Source organism: Pseudomonas sp. 31-12 (assembly GCF_003151075.1).
Classification (GTDB): Bacteria; Pseudomonadota; Gammaproteobacteria; order Pseudomonadales; family Pseudomonadaceae; genus Aquipseudomonas.
Window position 1 is genome coordinate 5,631,236 of record NZ_CP029482.1, and the last position, 17,683, is coordinate 5,648,918.

Sequence of the window (17,683 nt, forward strand, 5' to 3'; positions counted from 1 at the left end):
ATAAGGCCGAGCCTTAAGTCATGGCTGACTTAGATGCGCGGAACGGCATCGAAGATCACGACTGGATTGGCCGTGTAAAGACCTGTCTGACCGTTAGCAGGCGGGCCGGCAGTAATCACCAGATCAGCCCGCATACCCCCGTTGGATGCAGCATCGCTGACCACTTCTTTGGAAGAAGCGGTCAAGGTTACGCCGTTGAAGGTGTAGTACAGCGGAATGTTGTTGATGCCGTTGAACAGCGGTTGCGGACCACCTTCCATATACGCATGGACCGAACCGAGAGTGTGGCGGATATCGTAAGTCGCACGCAGCGGGCTCAAGGTCTCAGATACCACGTTCCAGGCCATTTTTTCATCTTTACCGAAGTTGGGATCCACCGGTTGGGCGTGAAAATCATAGGTGGGGATATTAGCGCTGATGTTGATGGACGAACGCGTTTGTTCCGCAGCGAACGCCATCGAAGCGCTGAGGGCCAGGAGGGTCATCGGAACGGCGATTGCAAGCTTCTTGAACATTATTAAGTACCTGTCAATTTCAAGGGATTGGGCCGAGGAAAGTCTTGTAACGCGAATACCACTCAATACGAAGATGGCGATTTCGCTTAACTTTCGACGCCGGAGAATGATCGACCAATCCCTTGAGAAAGTAAGTACGTAACTTCCGAAGAACATGTAGTAACAACGGCCTCCGAACAGCAGGAAAATAGTTAAAAAAACACCAATTGAATTGTTTTACCCTCAGAGAAATACTACACACAGATTTAACTGAAAAAGCACACAGACAATAACTAATTAAACTTCCGTAAGACCGGTACTACTTATCACGATAACGAAGTAATTATCAACTGGCGAACTTCCATGATTAGTTTAATTACTCTAAAAGAGCAACCAATGCCTCATTCCCGATCGCTGAGTGCGTCTGTTCTCCCAGCGGCGATCGAAGCCGACCGCTGGTCAAGAAAGCTTGCACAAGGCTAAAGATATATCTTAAGTTGTATCTAAACACGACGAGAGAAGACGCAAAAATGAGAGACCATCATTCCCATCGAGACCACGGCGACAGCCGCGACGGTTTCGAAAAACGTCCTGGCCCCGGTCGCGAACGCGGCGGTCGTGGCCCGCGCGTATTTGCCCCTGGCGACCTGAAACTGCTGCTACTGGCGTTGATCGCCGAACAGCCTTGCCACGGTTATGACCTGATCCGCCAGATCGAAAGCATGTTCGACGGCGCCTACAGCCCCAGCCCCGGCGTGATCTACCCGACCCTGACCTTTCTCGAAGAAAGCGAAATGATCCTGGGCGATGCCGAGGGCGGCAAAAAGCGCTACAGCATCACCGACGCCGGACGTCTGTCGTTGACGGACCAGGCCATTGCGCTGGACGGCGTGCGGATGCGCATCGAGGTCAGCAAGCGCTCATTGCGCGGCCATGATCGTCCCGCCGAGATCCACGAGGCGGTGCATAACTTGCGTCACGCCTTGCAGATGCACCACGGCCGCTGGAGCCCGGAAGAAATCCTGCGGGTGCGCGACCTGCTCAACAACACCGCCAAAGCCATCGTCGACGGCCCCGCCATTCCACCCGTTCAGGAGCAAGCCGAATGACTGAAGTTGTGCACACCATTCACCGCGTCATGCATGAAATCAAACGCCGTCGCCTGCAAGTGCTGCGCGTGGTCGACCTGACGCCGCGGATGCGCCGGATCACCCTGGGCGGCCCGGAGCTGGCCGGTTTCGTCAGCCTGGGCACGGACGACCACGTCAAACTGCTGTTCCCACAGAACGCGGCGGAACACGCGGCGCTGGAAACTCTGGTGCTCGGCGCAGGCAAAGACAACGGCCCCATGCCGGCGATGCGCGATTACACGCCCCGTCGTTATGACCTCGACACGCTGGAACTGGACATCGACTTTGTGTTGCACGGTGACGGCCCTGCCGCGACATGGGCCGAGCAGGCCCAACCCGGCCAGTTCCTGCACATCGGCGGGCCACGCGGCTCGATGATCGTGCCGGACATGTTCGACAGCTACCTGCTGATCGGAGACGAAACCGCCCTGCCCGCCATCGCCCGCCGCCTCGAAGGTTTGCCGGCCAATCGGCGTGCGCTGGTGATTGTGGAAGTGGAAAACGGCGCAGAGCAGCAACGCCTGGAAAGCGCCGCGCAGGTCAATGTGATCTGGGTGTTGCGTGACGGTGGCAAAGACAATTTGCTGACCACCGTGAAGCAGCTGCAAGTGCCCGGCGGCAATCTGTATGCGTGGGTGGCGACCGAGACCAAGGTGTCACGGCAGATTCGTCGGGTGCTGCTTGATGAGCATGGTCTGAATGAGCAATTCGTCAAAGCCGTGGGTTACTGGCGGGCGGATGGCAGCGACGAAGAGTGACTGCGGCTTTTATGCCTGCCAGTTTTCCTGTGGTTAAGAGGCTCCTGTGGTGAGGGCTTTTGTGGCGAGGGGACTTGTCCCCGTTGGAGTGCGAAGCGCTCCCCAAAATCTTCGACAACTGCCGAGATTTTGGGGCTGCTGCGCAACCCAACGGGGACAAGTCCCCTCGCCACAGAAGTCCCCTCGCCACAATGGGTGTTCACTTTTGGCCCGGGCGCCACCGATCCAGCCCGATTAATACGAGTGAAATGAGGATAAACCCAACCAACAATCCCCCCGCATTCAAAAACACCTGTGGATAACCCAGCGTGCCGACGTCAATGAACGGATAGGGATAAACCGCCAATTCATGCCCACGCAGCAATGAATAGGCGAAATACACCAGCGGATAGATCACCCACAACCCGATATGCCGCAGGCGCAAGGTGCCTTTGGGCACGCACCACCACCAGTACGCCAGAAACAGCAGCGGCATGACGTCGTGCATCAACTCATCGGCCAGCAACTGCCAGCCTTCGGGATGCCACAAGTGGCGCAACAACAGGCTGTACGCCAGGCCGACGACCACGATGCTCACGGCAATCGCGCTGCTGACCCACGGCTGCAAGAACCAGCGTCGCGCCGCCGACTCACGGGACGTCCATTCACAGGTCAACACGGTCGCCACCAGCGTATTGGTCAGCACGGTGAAGTAGCTGAAAAAGCTCAGCAGCCCACCGATCAAGCTCGCTTCCAGTGCCCAGCGTGAGTACAGAATCAGGTACAGCTGAATGGCCAGCCCCGCCCAACCCAGCACCGCCGCCACCGCCACAAAACGACGCCTCGCGGCAGAACCTGGTGTCGACAGGTTGACCATGTTCAGAGCGGGCGCTTGGTGCGCATCAGCTTCACGTACAAGCGTTCGACCTTCTCCCGCGCCCATGGGGTTTTACGCAGGAAGGTCAGGCTCGACTTGATGCTCGGGTCACTTTTAAAGCAGCGGATATCAATACGCTCGGCCAGCCCCGACCATTCGTAATGTTCAACCAGGGCGTTGAGGATTTGCTCCAGCGTCACGCCGTGCAGCGGGTTGTTGTTCTGTTCGGTCATGCCGGGCCTTCGAGCGATGTCAGGAGGGGAAGCCGCGCACCTTAGCCGAGGGGATGGCCGGGTGGAAGCGCTCTGTGCGCTCTCTGGTAAATGTAGGTGACCTTGAACAGATCGCTGCCTGGCACTGTTACCAAACAGGAAATAATTCATGTCACGAAAAGCGCTTTCTCTATTTGTAACAGGACATTATCCTTGCGCCCGTCAAGCTGAAACGCTTCATCTGCCCGCGACATAGTGCCGCTTTCCGTTCACCCCCCAGAAAAAGATCAAGAATTCCTTCTCTATGCCTGATTTCCCAACTCCGCGAGACAGCGCTGTCTGCACCGCTATTGCCAGCCGAAAAGCCCTGAACCTGATCGGTGGGTTCACCGCCCTGGGCCTTGCAACCTGCACCCAGGCCGCTCCCGCCTTCGATAGCGAATCGCCCTGGATGCTCGGCGACTGGAACGGCACGCGCACCGAACTTTCGGAAAAAGGCTACGACTTCAAAGTCGATTACACCGGCGAAATGGGCAGCAATCTGCACGGCGGCTACGACCACGATCGCACCGCGCGCTACAGCGACCAGTTTGGGTTCGGCACACATCTGGATTTGCAGAAAATCCTCGGCTGGGACGACGCCGAATTTCAGTTGACGATCACCGAGCGCAGCGGCAACAACATCAGCAACGACCGGATCAACGACCCGCGTGTGGGCGGTTTCACTTCCGCCCAGGAAGTCTGGGGCCGTGGGCAAACCTGGCGCCTGACGCAGATGTGGTATCAGCAGAAATTCTTCGACCAGAAGCTCGACATCAAGGTCGGCCGCTTTGGCGAAGGCGAGGACTTCAACAGCTTCCCGTGCGACTTCCAGAACCTGGCGTTCTGCGGTTCCCAGGTCGGCAACTGGGTCGGCGGCATCTGGTACAACTGGCCGGTCAGCCAGTGGGCGATGCGCGTGAAATATCACCTGACGCCAGAGCTGTATGCGCAAATCGGCGCGTATGAGCAGAACCCGTCGAACCTCGATCGCGGCAACGGCTTCAAGCTCAGCGGCAGCGGCACTCAGGGCGCGATTTTACCGGTGGAGCTGGTGTGGTCACCGAAGCTCAACGGCCTGCCGGGTGAATACCGCGCCGGTTACTACTACAGCAACGCCAAGGCCACCGATGCCTACAAGGACAGCAATGGTCAGCCCGCCGCCCTGAGCGGTGAGGCTTACCGCAGCGCGTCGAGCAAGCACGGCGTGTGGCTGGGCGTGCAGCAGCAAATCACCAGCCGTGCCAGCGACAATTCTCGCGGTTTGAGCGTGTTCGCCAACGGCACGATGCACGACAAGAAGACCAACGCCATCGACAACTATGTCCAGGCCGGCGTCGTCTACAAAGGCCTGTTCGATGCACGCGCCAAGGACGACATCGGCTTTGCCCTCGCCCGGGTCCACGTCAACCCGGCCTATCGCAAGAACGCCGAGGCGACCAACCAGGCTCGCGCCGTCTTCGATTACGACGATCCCTCGTTCCTGCCACCCCAGGACACCGAATACAGCGCTGAACTCTATTACGGCGTGCACGTCACGAACTGGCTGACCGTGCGCCCGAACCTGCAATACATCCGCCACCCCGGTGGCGTGGACAAGGTCGATGACGCGTTGATTGGCGGAATAAAAATCCAGTCATCCTTCTAACCCACACCACAAAACCCTGTGGGAGCTGGCTTGCCAGCGATGGCGGTATGTCAGTCAACATCTGCGCCGGCTGACACACCGCTATCGCTGGCAAGCCAGCTCCCACAGGTATCGCGTCAACCGAACCATTTTTATATGAACCATGCCCGCACAGGATCGTCATCTACAGTGAACTTGCGCGGGACTACTTAAAACGTCACGGAGAACCACACTATGAGCACTGATGGTGCTTTGAGTCGAAGCCGTCTGTTGCCGACCCTGCTCGGCATTCTGCTTCTGCTAATGGGCCTGGCCATGCTGGCCGGCGGGATCAAGCTGAGCATGCTCGGCGGCTCGCTGTATTACCTGCTGGCCGGTATCGGCCTGACGCTGACCGGCGTGCTGCTGATCCTGGCCCGCTGCGCTGCGCTGGGCCTTTATGCATTGGTGCTGTTTGCCAGTACCGTGTGGGCCTTGTGGGAAGTCGGCCTCGATTGGTGGCAACTGGTGCCGCGTCTGGCGATGCTGTTTGCGCTGGGCCTCGTCATGTTGCTGCCGTGGTTCCGCCGTCCGCTGCTGATCACCGGCCCTGCGCCGATGGGCACTGGCGCGTTGAGCGTGGCCGTGGTGCTCGCTGGCGTTACCGCGCTGGCCAGCCAGTTCACCAACCCGGGTGAAATCAAAGGCGAACTGGACCGCGACAGCGTGCCGGGCATGACCAACACCGCCCCGGCCATGCCCGACGGTGACTGGAATTCCTACGGCCGTAGCGCCCACGGTGATCGTTACTCGCCACTGGCGCAGATCACCCCGCAGAACGCGAACAAACTGGTTCCCGCCTGGACCTACCGCACAGGCGACCTGCCTGGGCCGAACGACCCGGGCGAAACCACGGCCGAAAACACCCCGCTGAAAGTCAACGGCATGCTCTACGTCTGCACGCCGCACAGCCAGGTGATCGCCCTTGACCCGGACACCGGCAAGGAAATCTGGCGGTTCGATCCGAAGCTCTCGACGCAAAACGCGGCGAACTTCAAGGGTTGGGCGCACATGACCTGCCGTGGCGTGACCTATCACGATGACGCCGCTTACGCGTCCGAGCAAAGCCCGACCGGCACCGCCAGTCCTGCGCCGGTCAGCACGGTCTGCCCGCGCCGGATCTTCCTGCCGACCGCCGACACCCGTCTGATCGCCCTCGACGCCGACACCGGCAAGATGTGCGAAGACTTCGGCAACAAAGGCCAGGTCGACTTGACCGCCAACATCGGCGGCTTCAACGCCGGCGGTTACTACTCCACCTCGCCTCCAGCGGTCACTAAAGACCTGGTGGTGATTGGCGGCCACGTCACCGACAACGTTTCCACCGACGAACCCAGCGGCGTGATCCGCGCGTTCGACGTGCACACCGGCAAACTGGTGTGGAACTGGGACAGCGGCAACCCGGACGACACCACGCCGATTGCCGAAGGCCAGGTCTACACCCGCAACTCGCCGAACATGTGGTCCATGTTCGCCGTCGACGAAAAACTCGGCATGCTCTACCTGCCGATGGGCAACCAGACCCCGGACCAGTTCGGTGGCGATCGCACACCTGAATCGGAGCTGCACGCCGCCGGCCTGACCGCCCTCGACATCGCAACCGGCCAGGTCCGCTGGCACATGCAGTTCACCCACCATGACCTGTGGGACATGGACGTCGGTGGCCAGCCAACCCTGATGGACCTGAAAACCGCTGACGGCGTGAAGCCAGCGGTGCTCGCGTCCACCAAGCAAGGCAGCATCTACGTGCTGGACCGCAGCACCGGCAAGCCGATCGTGCCGATCAACGAAGTGCCGGTGCCACAAGGCGCTGTCGAAGGTGATCACACCTCGCCGACCCAACCAAAGTCCGACCTCAACCTGATGCCGCCGCCGCTGCAAGAGCGCGACATGTGGGGCGTGACCCCGTTCGACCAACTGATCTGCCGGATCGACTTCAAATCCATGCGCTACGACGGCCCGTTCACGCCGCCATCGCTGCAGGGTTCGATCGTTTACCCCGGCAACTTCGGTGTGTTCGACTGGGGCGGCATCTCGGTTGACCCGGTGCGTCAGATCGCTTTCATGAACCCGGACTACATGGCGTTCAAATCGAAAATGATCCCGGCCGCCGAAATCGCCGCCCAAGGCCCGCGCAAAAGCGAAACCGAAGGCGTGCAGCCGAACAAAGGCGCGCCATACGGCGTCGTCCTCGAACCCTTGCTCTCGCCTGTGGGCCTGCCATGCCAGGCACCTGCCTGGGGTTACGTGACAGCGGTCGACCTGACCACCAGCAAAATCATCTGGAAACACAAAAACGGCACCGTGCGCGACAGCTCACCAGTGCCGATCCCGCTGAGCATGGGCGTGCCTAGCCTGGGCGGTACCTTCGTCACAGCTGGCGGCGTTGGCTTCCTGAGCGGCACCCTCGACCAGTACCTGCGCGCCTACGACGTGAAAAACGGCAAGCAGTTGTGGGAAGGTCGCCTGCCAGCAGGTGCACAAACCACACCGATGACTTACACCGGCAAGGACGGCAAGCAATACGTGCTCGTCGTGGCTGGCGGTCATGGGTCGCTGGGCACCAAGCAGGGTGACTATGTGATTGCGTACAAACTGTCCGAGTAAGGTTTAGCGGCGGTTGAAGAAGGCGACTCCTGCGAGGGGGTCGCCTTTTTTGTCGGAATTTTCCGCCACACCGCCTATCACTTGTGGGAGCGGGCTTGCCCGCGATGGCGGTGTATCAGTCAGCACATGCGTTGAATGTTAAACAGCCATCGCGGGCAAGCCCGCTCCCACATTGGGTCGCGTCAGGCCTGAATTTATTTGCCAACGTCCTACAGCCGTTGCTGTTTTGGCGGAGGATTCCGACAAGTTCTATCGGTTGTCGTGTCAGAAGCCGGAGGGATAGGCTTTTGTGGTCGCTGCAAATTCAGCGGCCGGGTTTGGTCGCCCAGGTTTAGAATGACGCACTTTTCGTGATTGCTTCATGGCGAGCTGTGCGTGGGAGGGCTTCGGCCCTGCCGGGTTCCATTCCCTGGTCGACCAACCTGCGTACGGTTCGCCACCCAACTGCTTGGTCGCAGTCGTGGCGAACTCCCTGTCCCCGAATGGAGCTTCACCATGTTCAAAGAAACCCCGAATCCGCCACAAACCGACGACGTTTCCCCCTACGAATCCCTCGATTCCAAAAAACTCAACGACGCCGCCGAACGCGCGCTGGATCACTACCTCAATCCCGCCGCCCTCAAATCCCCCGCTACCCGCAAACCCAGCACGATGTTTTTGATTGCGCCGGATATCAAAGACGAAGACCTGCTGGCCCATACCTGCGAATCGTTGGCCCAGGCCAGTGTGATGGCGAGTGATTTCGCGGCCTATCTGGAAGGACCGCACCGGCACAAGGCGATGGCCATTCAACAGATCGTCATGCTGGCCGAGCTGGCAGCAAACCGGATGCTCGATAACGTCGCTATACCAAAACCTGCGCCGCACAGCTGATCCCCAGTGGAAGCAAATCCCCTGTGGGAGTGAACCTGCTCCGGGCGGCGCTCCGACGATTGCTGTCCGACATCCGGCATTGATGTTGGCTGACACTCCGCCATCGCTGGCAGGCCAGCTCCCACAATTGGATTGGGTACTTCAGCAAGAGATTGGTCGGCTGTCAGGCCGCCTTCGCGGGCAAGCCAGCTCCCACAATTGAATTGGGTACATCAGCAAGATGTTGGTCGGCTGTCAGGTCGCCATCGCTGGCAGGCCAGCTCCCACAATTAAATTTTGTACATCAGTAAGAGATTGGTCGGCTGTCAGGCCGCCATCGCGAGCAGGCTCACTCCTACAAGGGCCCGGCGTACATCCGCTTCTAACCACTCAACAGGCCGAGCGTTAGCTCGCCTGCAGCTCTTGATCTTGATCCACCCGCCCCTTTCGGGAGGCTGAGTGGAGGTGTTCATCCGGGGAGTGGCGCGCAGCGCCGTTCGACGCAGTCGAACACGCTGCATGTAGGTCGTCGCGAAGCAGACCGGAGGGCAGTGTCCCCGGATGGATACCGGAGCGAAGGTACGCCGAGCCTTAGCGAGGGGCCGGACGCTTGGGGCGAGCGTTTTTTTGCTTACTTTTTTTAGGCGCTTGTAAAAAAAGTGAGTCGCCGTAAGGGCGAAACCGCCAGCCGCCATTACCGCAGAAACGGATATGTACACAACCACCAAGAACATGGTCGGCCCAAAGGCCGCCAAGTCAAAAGCACCTGTCCAAACCCTGAACACACACCCAGAAATATCCCGCCCCATTGAAACCACCCCCCACCTGCCCCATCTAAGACCCATACCCCATTGCGCAGGTGCCCCATGAGCGACCAGCAAGAATTCCCCGAAGACCCGAGCGAATACGCCGACCCAGAGAACGCCGAACACCATTCCACCGGCAAAGGCCTCGCCCTGCCCGGCCAGAACCTGCCGGACAAGGTCTACATCATCCCGATCCACAACCGCCCGTTCTTCCCGGCCCAAGTGCTGCCGGTCATCGTCAATGAAGAACCGTGGGCCGAAACCCTCGACCTGGTCAGCAAATCCGATCACCACTCCCTGGCCCTGTTCTACATGGACACGCCCCAGGAAGATCCGCGCCATTTTGACACCTCGGCCCTGCCACTGTACGGCACGCTGGTCAAGGTGCACCACGCCAGTCGCGAAAACGGCAAACTACAATTCGTCGCCCAAGGGCTGACCCGCGTGCGCATTCGCACCTGGCTCAAACACCATCGCCCGCCATACCTGGTGGAAGTCGAATACCCGCACCAGCCCACCGAGCCGACCGACGAGGTCAAGGCCTACGGCATGGCGCTGATCAACGCGATCAAGGAACTGCTGCCGCTCAACCCGCTGTACAGCGAAGAGCTGAAAAACTATCTCAACCGCTTCAGCCCCAACGATCCGTCGCCGCTGACCGACTTCGCCGCTGCCCTGACCTCGGCCACCGGCAACGAGCTGCAAGAAGTGCTCGACTGCGTGCCCATGCTCAAGCGCATGGAAAAAGTCCTGCCGATGCTGCGCAAGGAAGTCGAAGTCGCGCGGTTGCAGAAAGAGATTTCCGCCGAAGTTAACCGCAAGATCGGCGAGCATCAGCGCGAGTTCTTCCTCAAGGAACAACTCAAGGTCATCCAGCAAGAGCTGGGGCTGACCAAAGACGACCGCAGCGCCGACATCGAGCAGTTCGAGCAGCGCCTGGAAGGCAAAGTCCTGCCGGCCCAAGCGCAAAAACGCGTCGAAGAGGAAATGAACAAGCTGTCGATCCTCGAGACCGGTTCGCCGGAGTACGCGGTCACCCGCAACTACCTCGACTGGGCGACCTCGGTGCCGTGGGGCGTGTACGGCGAGGACAAACTCGACCTCAAGCACGCGCGCAAGGTGCTCGACAAACACCACGCCGGCCTCGACGACATCAAGGACCGCATCCTCGAATTCCTCGCGGTCGGTGCCTACAAAGGTGAGATCAGCGGCTCCATCGTGCTGCTGGTCGGCCCGCCGGGCGTGGGTAAAACCAGCGTCGGCAAATCCATTGCCGAATCCCTCGGTCGGCCGTTTTACCGCTTCAGCCTCGGCGGCATGCGCGACGAAGCCGAGATCAAGGGCCACCGCCGCACCTACATTGGCGCACAGCCGGGCAAACTCGTCCAAGCGTTGAAAGACGTCGAAGTGATGAACCCGGTGATCATGCTCGACGAGATCGACAAGATGGGCCAAAGCTACCAGGGCGACCCGGCCTCGGCGCTGCTGGAAACCCTCGACCCGGAACAGAACGTCGAATTCCTCGACCACTACCTGGACCTGCGTCTGGACCTGTCGAAAGTGCTGTTCGTCTGCACCGCCAACACCCTGGATTCGATTCCCGGCCCCTTGCTGGACCGGATGGAAGTGATTCGCCTGTCGGGTTACATCACCGAAGAAAAAATCGCCATCGCCAAGCGTCACCTGTGGCCCAAGCAACTTGAGAAGGCAGGCGTGTCCAAAGGCAGCCTGAGCATCAGCGACAGCGCCTTGAAAGCCTTGATCGATGGTTACGCCCGCGAAGCCGGGGTGCGCCACTTGGAAAAAGAACTGGGAAAACTGGTGCGCAAAGCCGTGGTGAAGTTGATCGACGAGCCGAAAGCGGTGATCAAAATCGGTCCGAAAGACCTCGAAGCCTCGCTCGGCCATCCAGTGTTCCGCAACGAGCAAGTGCTGTCCGGCACCGGCGTCATCACCGGCCTGGCCTGGACCAGCATGGGCGGCGCCACTTTGCCGATCGAAGCCACGCGCATCCACACCTTGAACCGAGGCTTCAAACTCACAGGGCAATTGGGCGATGTGATGAAAGAGTCGGCGGAAATCGCCTACAGCTACGTCAGTTCAAACCTGAAATCGTTTGGCGGCGATCCGAAGTTCTTCGACGAAGCCTTCGTCCACCTGCACGTCCCGGAAGGCGCCACTCCGAAAGACGGCCCGAGCGCCGGCGTGACCATGGCCAGCGCCCTGCTCTCGCTCGCCCGCAACCAGGCGCCGAAAAGAGGCATCGCCATGACCGGCGAACTGACCCTGACCGGACATGTCCTGCCGATTGGCGGGGTGCGTGAAAAAGTGATCGCGGCGCGGCGGCAGAAGATCTTTGAGTTGATCCTGCCGGAGCCGAACCGAGGGAGCTTTGATGAACTGCCGGACTATCTGAAGGAAGGGATTACCGTGCACTTTGCCAAGCGGTTTGCGGATGTGGCGAAGATTCTGTTCTGACGGTCACCTAGCGCCCTTCTACCGCTATCGCTAGCAGGCTAGCTCCCACAAGGATGGGTGGTGTTCACAAATTTTGTGTTCACTGCAACCACTGTGGGAGCTAGCCTGCTAGCGATGGCGTCATTACTGACACCCCCATTTCTGAACCCGTCACACTTTGTCTCATCTTCAGTTATGCTCGCCGTTCGTCGTGAACGCCGGAGCCACTGACCTTATGTCCCCCACCCGCCTGTTTGTCCCCCTCGCCCTCTCCTTGCTGGCCGCCTGCGCCACGCAACCGAAACAGAACGTGACCGTGGAAAAACAAGGCGAATGCCCGCTGCAAATGCGCAACGGACAGATCCTGATCCTGACTCTGCCGAGCAACCCGACCACGGGTTATCGCTGGGCGATCCAGGATTCGGCCGGCGGTGTGCTGCATGCGCTCAGTCCTGAGGTGTACAGCAACCCGGAAGATGCCGGGATCGTCGGCAGCGCCGGGATTTCGACTTGGCGCTTTCAGGCGTTCACTGCCGGTACGGGCCGTTTGCGTCTGACCTATTCACAGCCTTGGGCACCGGAAGTGCCGGCCGTGAAAACCTTCGACTGCCCGATCGCGGTTAACTGATCGTGGGCTGGCTGATTCTGGCGCTGATGGGCGCGGTGACTTTTCTGTACGGCCTGAGCGTGCACGCCGCGCTGCTGTGCCTGCTGGTCAAGCCGTTGCCGGTGTTGGCCTTGCTCGGTTGGTTGCATGACGCACCACCCAGCGAATACCGGCGCTGGATCAGCCTTGGATTGATTTTCTCCCTGCTCGGCGATGTGTTGCTGGCGTGGCCGGGGGATTTGTTTGTGTTTGGTCTCGGGGCTTTTTTGGTCGCCCACCTGGCGTATCTGAAGGCCTACTTGAGTGATTGCCGACGGTTGGCGTTGTTGCCGCTGATCATCGCTTTGGGCGTCGGCGCGATATTGCTGGGGATCTTGATTTCCAATGGGCTGGGTCCGCTGCTCATCCCGGTGATCGTCTACGGTCTGGCCATCAGCGCGATGCTCTGGCGGGCGCTGGCTCGACTCGGCACTGACGTGCCCAAACGCTCGGCGCTGTTGGCAGCGGCTGGCGCCGTGGCGTTTGTGTTTTCGGACAGCGTGATTGGCATCAACCGGTTTGTCTTGCCGTTTAACGCCGCGCCTTACGTGATCATCCTCAGTTACTGGCTGGGGCAATGGGGAATTACAGCGTCGGCGTTCTCCCAAAAATAACGCTGCCCCTGTGGCGAGGGGGCTTGCCCCCGTTCGGCGGCGCAGCCGTCGCAAAACCGGCAATTACGATCTTACTGATACACCGCAATGGGACGGCTTCGCCGTCCAACGGGGGCAAGCCCCCTCGCCACAACAGCCCTTTCACCATTCAAATTGCATGAGCCCAGCGGTTTATCAGACAACCCGCGCATCCCCCCGTCAATTTGGCTAAAATGCCGGCCTTTTCCACCTATGCCGCTGGAACCGCCGTGAGCAAAGACCCCGATCGCCTTTTCGCCCAGCCTTTGGCCCAGGTGCCTGACTTCGCCTTCAACGAGGACGTGGTGCGGGTGTTCCCGGACATGATCAAGCGCTCGGTGCCGGGTTATCCGACCATCGTTGAGAACCTCGGCGTGCTCGCCGCGCAATTCGCCCAGCCCAACAGCGTGCTCTACGACTTGGGCTCGTCCTTGGGCGCCGTGACTCAAGCATTGCGTCGTCACGTGCGCACCGATGGTTGCCGAGTGATCGCTGTGGATAACTCGGCGGCGATGGTCGAGCGCTGCCGCGAATACCTCAACGGTCAGGACTCGATGTTCCAGGAATTGCTGCCCGTGGAAGTGATCGAGGGCGACATCCTCGCCCTCGACTTTCAGCCCGCCTCGGTGGTGGCGCTGAACTTCACCCTGCAATTCATCGCCCCGGACCAGCGCACCGCGTTGCTCTCGCGTATCCGCCAATCGCTACTGCCCGGCGGCGCGCTGATTCTGTCGGAGAAGCTGCGCTTCAACGACCTTGAAGAACACGCGCTGCTCACTGATTTGCATGTCGCGTTCAAACGCGCCAACGGCTACAGCGAGCTGGAAATCGCCCAGAAGCGCAGCGCCATCGAAAACGTCATGAAGCCCGACAGCCTCGAAGAACACCGTGAGCGCCTGTTGGCCGCCGGGTTCTCGAAAGTCGTGCCGTGGTTCCAGTGTCTTAACTTTGCCTCGTTGATTGCCTTGCCATGATTGATCTATCCCCCCTCGCCCGCCGATTGGCCGGCACACCGCTGGCCGACTGGGCCAACACCCTGCAAGCGCAACTCGACAAGAAAATGGAAAAGGGTCACGGCGACCTGGAGCGCTGGCAAAGTGCGCTGGATGCATTACCGAAGATTCAGCCGACTGAAGTCGACCTGCTCAACGGTCTGACGCTGGACACTGATTGCGATGACGAGACCCGTGCACAAATGCGCACGGCGTTGATGGGTTTGTCGCCATGGCGCAAAGGCCCGTTCGACCTGTTCGGCGTGCACGTCGACACCGAATGGCGCTCGGACTGGAAGTGGTCGCGGGTCGCTCCGCACCTGGATTTGAAGGGCAAACGCATCCTCGATGTCGGGTGCGGCAATGGCTACTACATGTGGCGCATGCTCGGTGCCGGGGCCGACAGCGTGATCGGTGTCGACCCGAACTGGCTGTTCTTCTGCCAGTTCCAGGCGGTGCAGCGTTACTTGTCAGAACCCAATGCCTGGCACCTGCCGTTCCCTTTCGAAGACCTGCCGCCAAACATGGAAGGCTTCGACACGGTGTTTTCCATGGGCGTGTTCTATCACCGTCGTTCGCCGATCGAGCATTTGCTGGCGCTGAAGGATTGCCTGGTCAAGGGTGGTGAACTGGTGCTGGAGACGCTGGTGATCGAAGGCGATCAGCAGCAGGTGCTGGTGCCGGAAGACCGTTATGCGCAGATGCGTAACGTGTGGTTCCTGCCGTCGGTGCCGGCGCTGGAATTGTGGCTGCGGCGTGCCGGGTTCACGGATGTTCGCTGTGTTGACGTGAGCGTGACCACGGTCGAGGAACAGCGCGGGACGGAGTGGATGAAGTATCAGTCGTTGAGTGATTTTCTGGATCCGCAGGATCACAGCAAGACGGTGGAAGGGCTGCCGGCGCCGATGCGGGCCGTCATTGTTGCTCGTAAGTAGAACTCCAATTTCCCAGACACCAGATAAACCTGTGGGAGCGGGCTTGCCCGCGATAGCGTTGGTTCAGTCAAAATCAATGTTTGATGTGCCGACGCCATCGCGGGCAAGCCCGCTCCCACAGGGGCCGGTGTTTATTCTGAAGGTTTGGCTCTGCGGGCCTTGAAGAATTCGCTCAATACGGCGCCACACTCCTCGGCTAACACCCCTCCTTCATAGAGCACCCGGTGATTCAGGAAGCCCTGGGTAAAAAACTGCCCCTGACTCTGCACAATCCCCGCTTTCGGCTCCAGAGCGCCATACACCACCCGCGCAATCCGTGAATGCACGATCAGCCCGGCGCACATGCTGCACGGCTCAAGGGTCACGTACAGCGTGCTGCCCGGCAGCCGATAGTTGCTGGCGGCCAACGCTGCGGCGCGGATCGCGACCATCTCGGCATGGGCACTCGGGTCGTTGCCGCTGATCGGGCAGTTGAAGCCGCGACCAATAATTTCGCCGTCTTGCACCAGCACTGCGCCCACGGGCACTTCACCCAGCGCCGCGCCTTGTGCGGCCAGGGCCAGGGCTTCGCGCATGAAGTCGCGGTCGCGGCTACGGTCGATGATCGCGGCGGGACGAATCTGACGCATCAGGCCACCTCGATGGCGGCCATCAGGCCGGTTTCCATGTGATCGATCACGTGGCAATGGAACATCCACACGCCGGGGTTATCCGCCACCAACGCAACTCGCGCGCGCTCGTTCTTGCCCAGCAGGTAGGTGTCGGTGAAGTACGGAATGACCTTGTGCCGGTTCGAGGCGATGACCTTGAAACTCATGCCGTGCAGGTGAATCGGGTGCTGATACTGAGTCATGTTCTTCAATTCGAAAATGTAGCTCTTGCCCTTCTCGAGCTTGGCAATCGGCCGGTCAGCACAGGTCTTGTCGGTGATGTCCCAGGCCTTGCCGTTGATCTGCCACAAGCTCGGCGGCTTGCCGTTGTCGACGTTGACCGACACCGAGCCTACCCATTCGAAATTGAAGTTGAGTTTCTCGGCATTGGCCAGGTCCGGTTCTGCCACCGGGTTGGCGGGCAGCGCGGGCGGCCATTCGGTGGGTGCATCGGTATTCGCTACCGAGCGCAATGTGCCCAGGCGAACCGGGCCGTTGCGCAGGGACAATTCCACACCGACGGGCGGCGCCTTGATCGCCAGGCAGATGCGCATGCCCGGGCCGAGCCAGTATTCCTTGCCCATGGGCCGCGGTTCTACGGGATTGCCGTCCAACGCATAGATCTGCGCTTCGACGCCGGGAATGTTGAGGCGATAGGTCAGCGTGTTATCGAGGTTGAGCAGGCGCACACGGGTGATTTGCCCGGCGGGCAAGTCAATCACCGCTTGCGAGACACCGTTGATGGTCGAGAGGCGCCCCGCCGTGCCACCACGGGCGGCCTCGCGAGGAATGCTGAACGCTACGAAAGCGCCCTCTTCATCAACGTGCCAGCTCTTGAGGCTCAGGGTTTTCTCGTACTTGAAACCGGTAGGCTCGCGCTCTTCGACGATCAGCGGGCCGACAAGGCCACGGCCGAGTTCTTCGCTGCTGTTCACGTGCGGGTGATACCAGTAACTGCCGGCGTCCGGCACGCGGAATTTGTAGTCGAAGTATTCGCCCGGCAACACCGGCAATTGCGAAACGTACGGAACACCGTCCATCTCCAGTGGCAGGCGAATGCCGTGCCAGTGAATGGTGGTCGCCACCGGCAGATGGTTGATGAAGCGCACCCGCAGCCATTCGCCCTGACGCACCCGCAACTCGGTGCCTGGCGCCGACGGGCCGAACGCCCAGGCTGGGGTCTTGTGCCCAGCGACCAGTTCGACATCCAGCGGTGCTGCGATCAGTTCATAGTCGTGGCCGGCGTCAGCGTCAGCCATCTTGCCCAGCCAGTACCGCGACGCGCCCCCCGCTCCGACACCAACGACAACAAGACCGGCCAGGCCACCGAGGATTTGGCGACGGGTAAAGGACATGAACTCAACTACCTCACGTATCAGCGACAGGCCCGAGGGCCTGTAAAAGGCGAATACGATACACCTGCGGATGAGAAACGGTAAGGGTGGGGCGGCGGATGGCCGCAGAGAGCCACCCCTCACCCTAACCCTCTCCCCAGGGGGTAGAGGGGACTGACCGAGTTGTTCCTGGAGCTACATCGACCTGAAAAATCGAGCCGAACTCAGGTTTGAAAAGCTTGAAGATCTGCTCCCTTTCCCCCTCTCCCCCGTGGGGAGAGGGCTGGGGTGAGGGGTGGCTCTTGAATCTGATCAACTAACGTCCGGCAGCTACCAATCCCATCAACAAATGCACAACGCCTTCGCCCAGCATCATGACTCCTGGCACCCCAGCCACATTCAATGCCTGCCGATCCATCCGCGACACATCCCGCAACTCCACCCGCACCCGGGTCAGCGCCACAGGCTGCTGCGACTTGAGGTTATCCACACCGCCCAGCGCGGCTACGACTTCTGGCGCCAGCCCGGAAACAGGCTGAGCAATTACCTTCGGCTCATCAACCACCAGATCCGGCGTCAACGCTTTCCAGAACGCTCGCTGCATTTTCTCGAACATG

16 protein-coding genes are annotated in these 17,683 nt (G+C 60.1%); 10 read left to right on the forward strand and 6 right to left on the reverse strand.

The annotated features are described in order from the left end of the window. Positions 1–29: 29 nt before the first annotated feature. Positions 30–515: a CS1 type fimbrial major subunit gene (locus tag DJ564_RS26515; RefSeq protein ID WP_109634546.1), complete on the reverse strand. Its 486-nt coding sequence runs from the start codon at positions 513–515 to the stop codon at positions 30–32. Between the two features lie 509 nt (positions 516–1,024). Between DJ564_RS26515 and DJ564_RS26520 the strand changes: the two genes are divergently transcribed. Then, positions 1,025–1,603 carry a PadR family transcriptional regulator gene (locus DJ564_RS26520; RefSeq protein WP_109634547.1) on the forward strand — a complete coding sequence of 193 codons (579 nt, stop codon included), beginning with the start codon at positions 1,025–1,027 and terminating at the stop codon, positions 1,601–1,603. Next, the gene (locus tag DJ564_RS26525) at positions 1,600–2,382 is read left to right on the forward strand and encodes a siderophore-interacting protein (protein WP_109634549.1); all 783 of its coding nucleotides are present in this window, start codon (positions 1,600–1,602) and stop codon (positions 2,380–2,382) included. The genes DJ564_RS26520 and DJ564_RS26525 overlap by 4 nt, the downstream gene beginning before the upstream one ends. A 199-nt stretch (positions 2,383–2,581) precedes the next feature. On the opposite strand, the gene DJ564_RS26535 is transcribed toward DJ564_RS26525, so the two are convergent. Then, complete coding sequence (locus DJ564_RS26535) at positions 2,582–3,238, reverse strand: Pr6Pr family membrane protein (protein WP_109634553.1); 657 nt, start codon at positions 3,236–3,238, stop codon at positions 2,582–2,584. Positions 3,239–3,240: 2 nt separating this feature from the next. Then, positions 3,241–3,471 (reverse strand): VF530 family DNA-binding protein, encoded by a 231-nt coding sequence (locus DJ564_RS26540; RefSeq protein ID WP_007903672.1) that lies wholly within the window; start codon positions 3,469–3,471, stop codon positions 3,241–3,243. Positions 3,472–3,754: 283 nt separating this feature from the next. Here DJ564_RS26540 and DJ564_RS26545 point away from each other — a divergent pair, with 283 nt between their 5' ends. The 8 genes from DJ564_RS26545 to cmoB all read left to right on the forward strand — a co-directional run bounded on the left by DJ564_RS26545 (position 3,755) and on the right by cmoB (position 15,082). Further along, positions 3,755–5,137, forward strand: a complete 1,383-nt coding sequence (locus DJ564_RS26545) for a carbohydrate porin (protein WP_109634555.1) — start codon at positions 3,755–3,757, stop codon at positions 5,135–5,137. A gap of 213 nt (positions 5,138–5,350) precedes the next feature. Further along, the gene (locus DJ564_RS26550; RefSeq protein WP_109634557.1) at positions 5,351–7,762 is read left to right on the forward strand and encodes a glucose/quinate/shikimate family membrane-bound PQQ-dependent dehydrogenase; all 2,412 of its coding nucleotides are present in this window, start codon (positions 5,351–5,353) and stop codon (positions 7,760–7,762) included. Positions 7,763–8,257: 495 nt separating this feature from the next. Further along, complete coding sequence (locus DJ564_RS26555) at positions 8,258–8,635, forward strand: DUF6124 family protein (protein WP_109634558.1); 378 nt, start codon at positions 8,258–8,260, stop codon at positions 8,633–8,635. An 845-nt stretch (positions 8,636–9,480) separates the two neighbouring features. Next, entirely contained in the window at positions 9,481–11,898 is a 2,418-nt protein-coding gene (gene lon / locus DJ564_RS26565) for an endopeptidase La (RefSeq protein ID WP_109634562.1), read from the forward strand. A 214-nt stretch (positions 11,899–12,112) separates the two neighbouring features. Next, positions 12,113–12,505: a protease inhibitor I42 family protein gene (locus tag DJ564_RS26570; RefSeq protein WP_109634564.1), complete on the forward strand. Its 393-nt coding sequence runs from the start codon at positions 12,113–12,115 to the stop codon at positions 12,503–12,505. A 2-nt stretch (positions 12,506–12,507) separates the two neighbouring features. Continuing rightward, the gene (locus DJ564_RS26575) at positions 12,508–13,137 is read left to right on the forward strand and encodes a lysoplasmalogenase (protein ID WP_109634566.1); all 630 of its coding nucleotides are present in this window, start codon (positions 12,508–12,510) and stop codon (positions 13,135–13,137) included. A gap of 212 nt (positions 13,138–13,349) precedes the next feature. After that, the gene (gene cmoA, locus DJ564_RS26580; RefSeq protein ID WP_178082324.1) at positions 13,350–14,129 is read left to right on the forward strand and encodes a carboxy-S-adenosyl-L-methionine synthase CmoA; all 780 of its coding nucleotides are present in this window, start codon (positions 13,350–13,352) and stop codon (positions 14,127–14,129) included. Then, positions 14,126–15,082 carry a tRNA 5-methoxyuridine(34)/uridine 5-oxyacetic acid(34) synthase CmoB gene (gene cmoB, locus DJ564_RS26585; RefSeq protein ID WP_109634569.1) on the forward strand — a complete coding sequence of 319 codons (957 nt, stop codon included), beginning with the start codon at positions 14,126–14,128 and terminating at the stop codon, positions 15,080–15,082. Before cmoA ends, cmoB begins: the two co-directional genes overlap by 4 nt. 131 nt (positions 15,083–15,213) lie before the next feature. Here cmoB and tadA read toward each other — a convergent pair whose 3' ends face one another. From tadA to DJ564_RS26600, 3 genes are all read right to left on the reverse strand, one after another. After that, a complete protein-coding gene (tadA, locus tag DJ564_RS26590) occupies positions 15,214–15,711 on the reverse strand; it encodes a tRNA adenosine(34) deaminase TadA (protein WP_109634571.1) in 498 nt (165 codons plus the stop codon). After that, positions 15,711–17,087: a multicopper oxidase family protein gene (locus DJ564_RS26595; protein ID WP_109634573.1), complete on the reverse strand. Its 1,377-nt coding sequence runs from the start codon at positions 17,085–17,087 to the stop codon at positions 15,711–15,713. The genes tadA and DJ564_RS26595 overlap by 1 nt, the downstream gene beginning before the upstream one ends. A gap of 295 nt (positions 17,088–17,382) precedes the next feature. Then, positions 17,383–17,682 (reverse strand): PTS transporter subunit EIIB, encoded by a 300-nt coding sequence (locus DJ564_RS26600; protein WP_109634574.1) that lies wholly within the window; start codon positions 17,680–17,682, stop codon positions 17,383–17,385. Position 17,683: the final 1 nt, after the last annotated feature.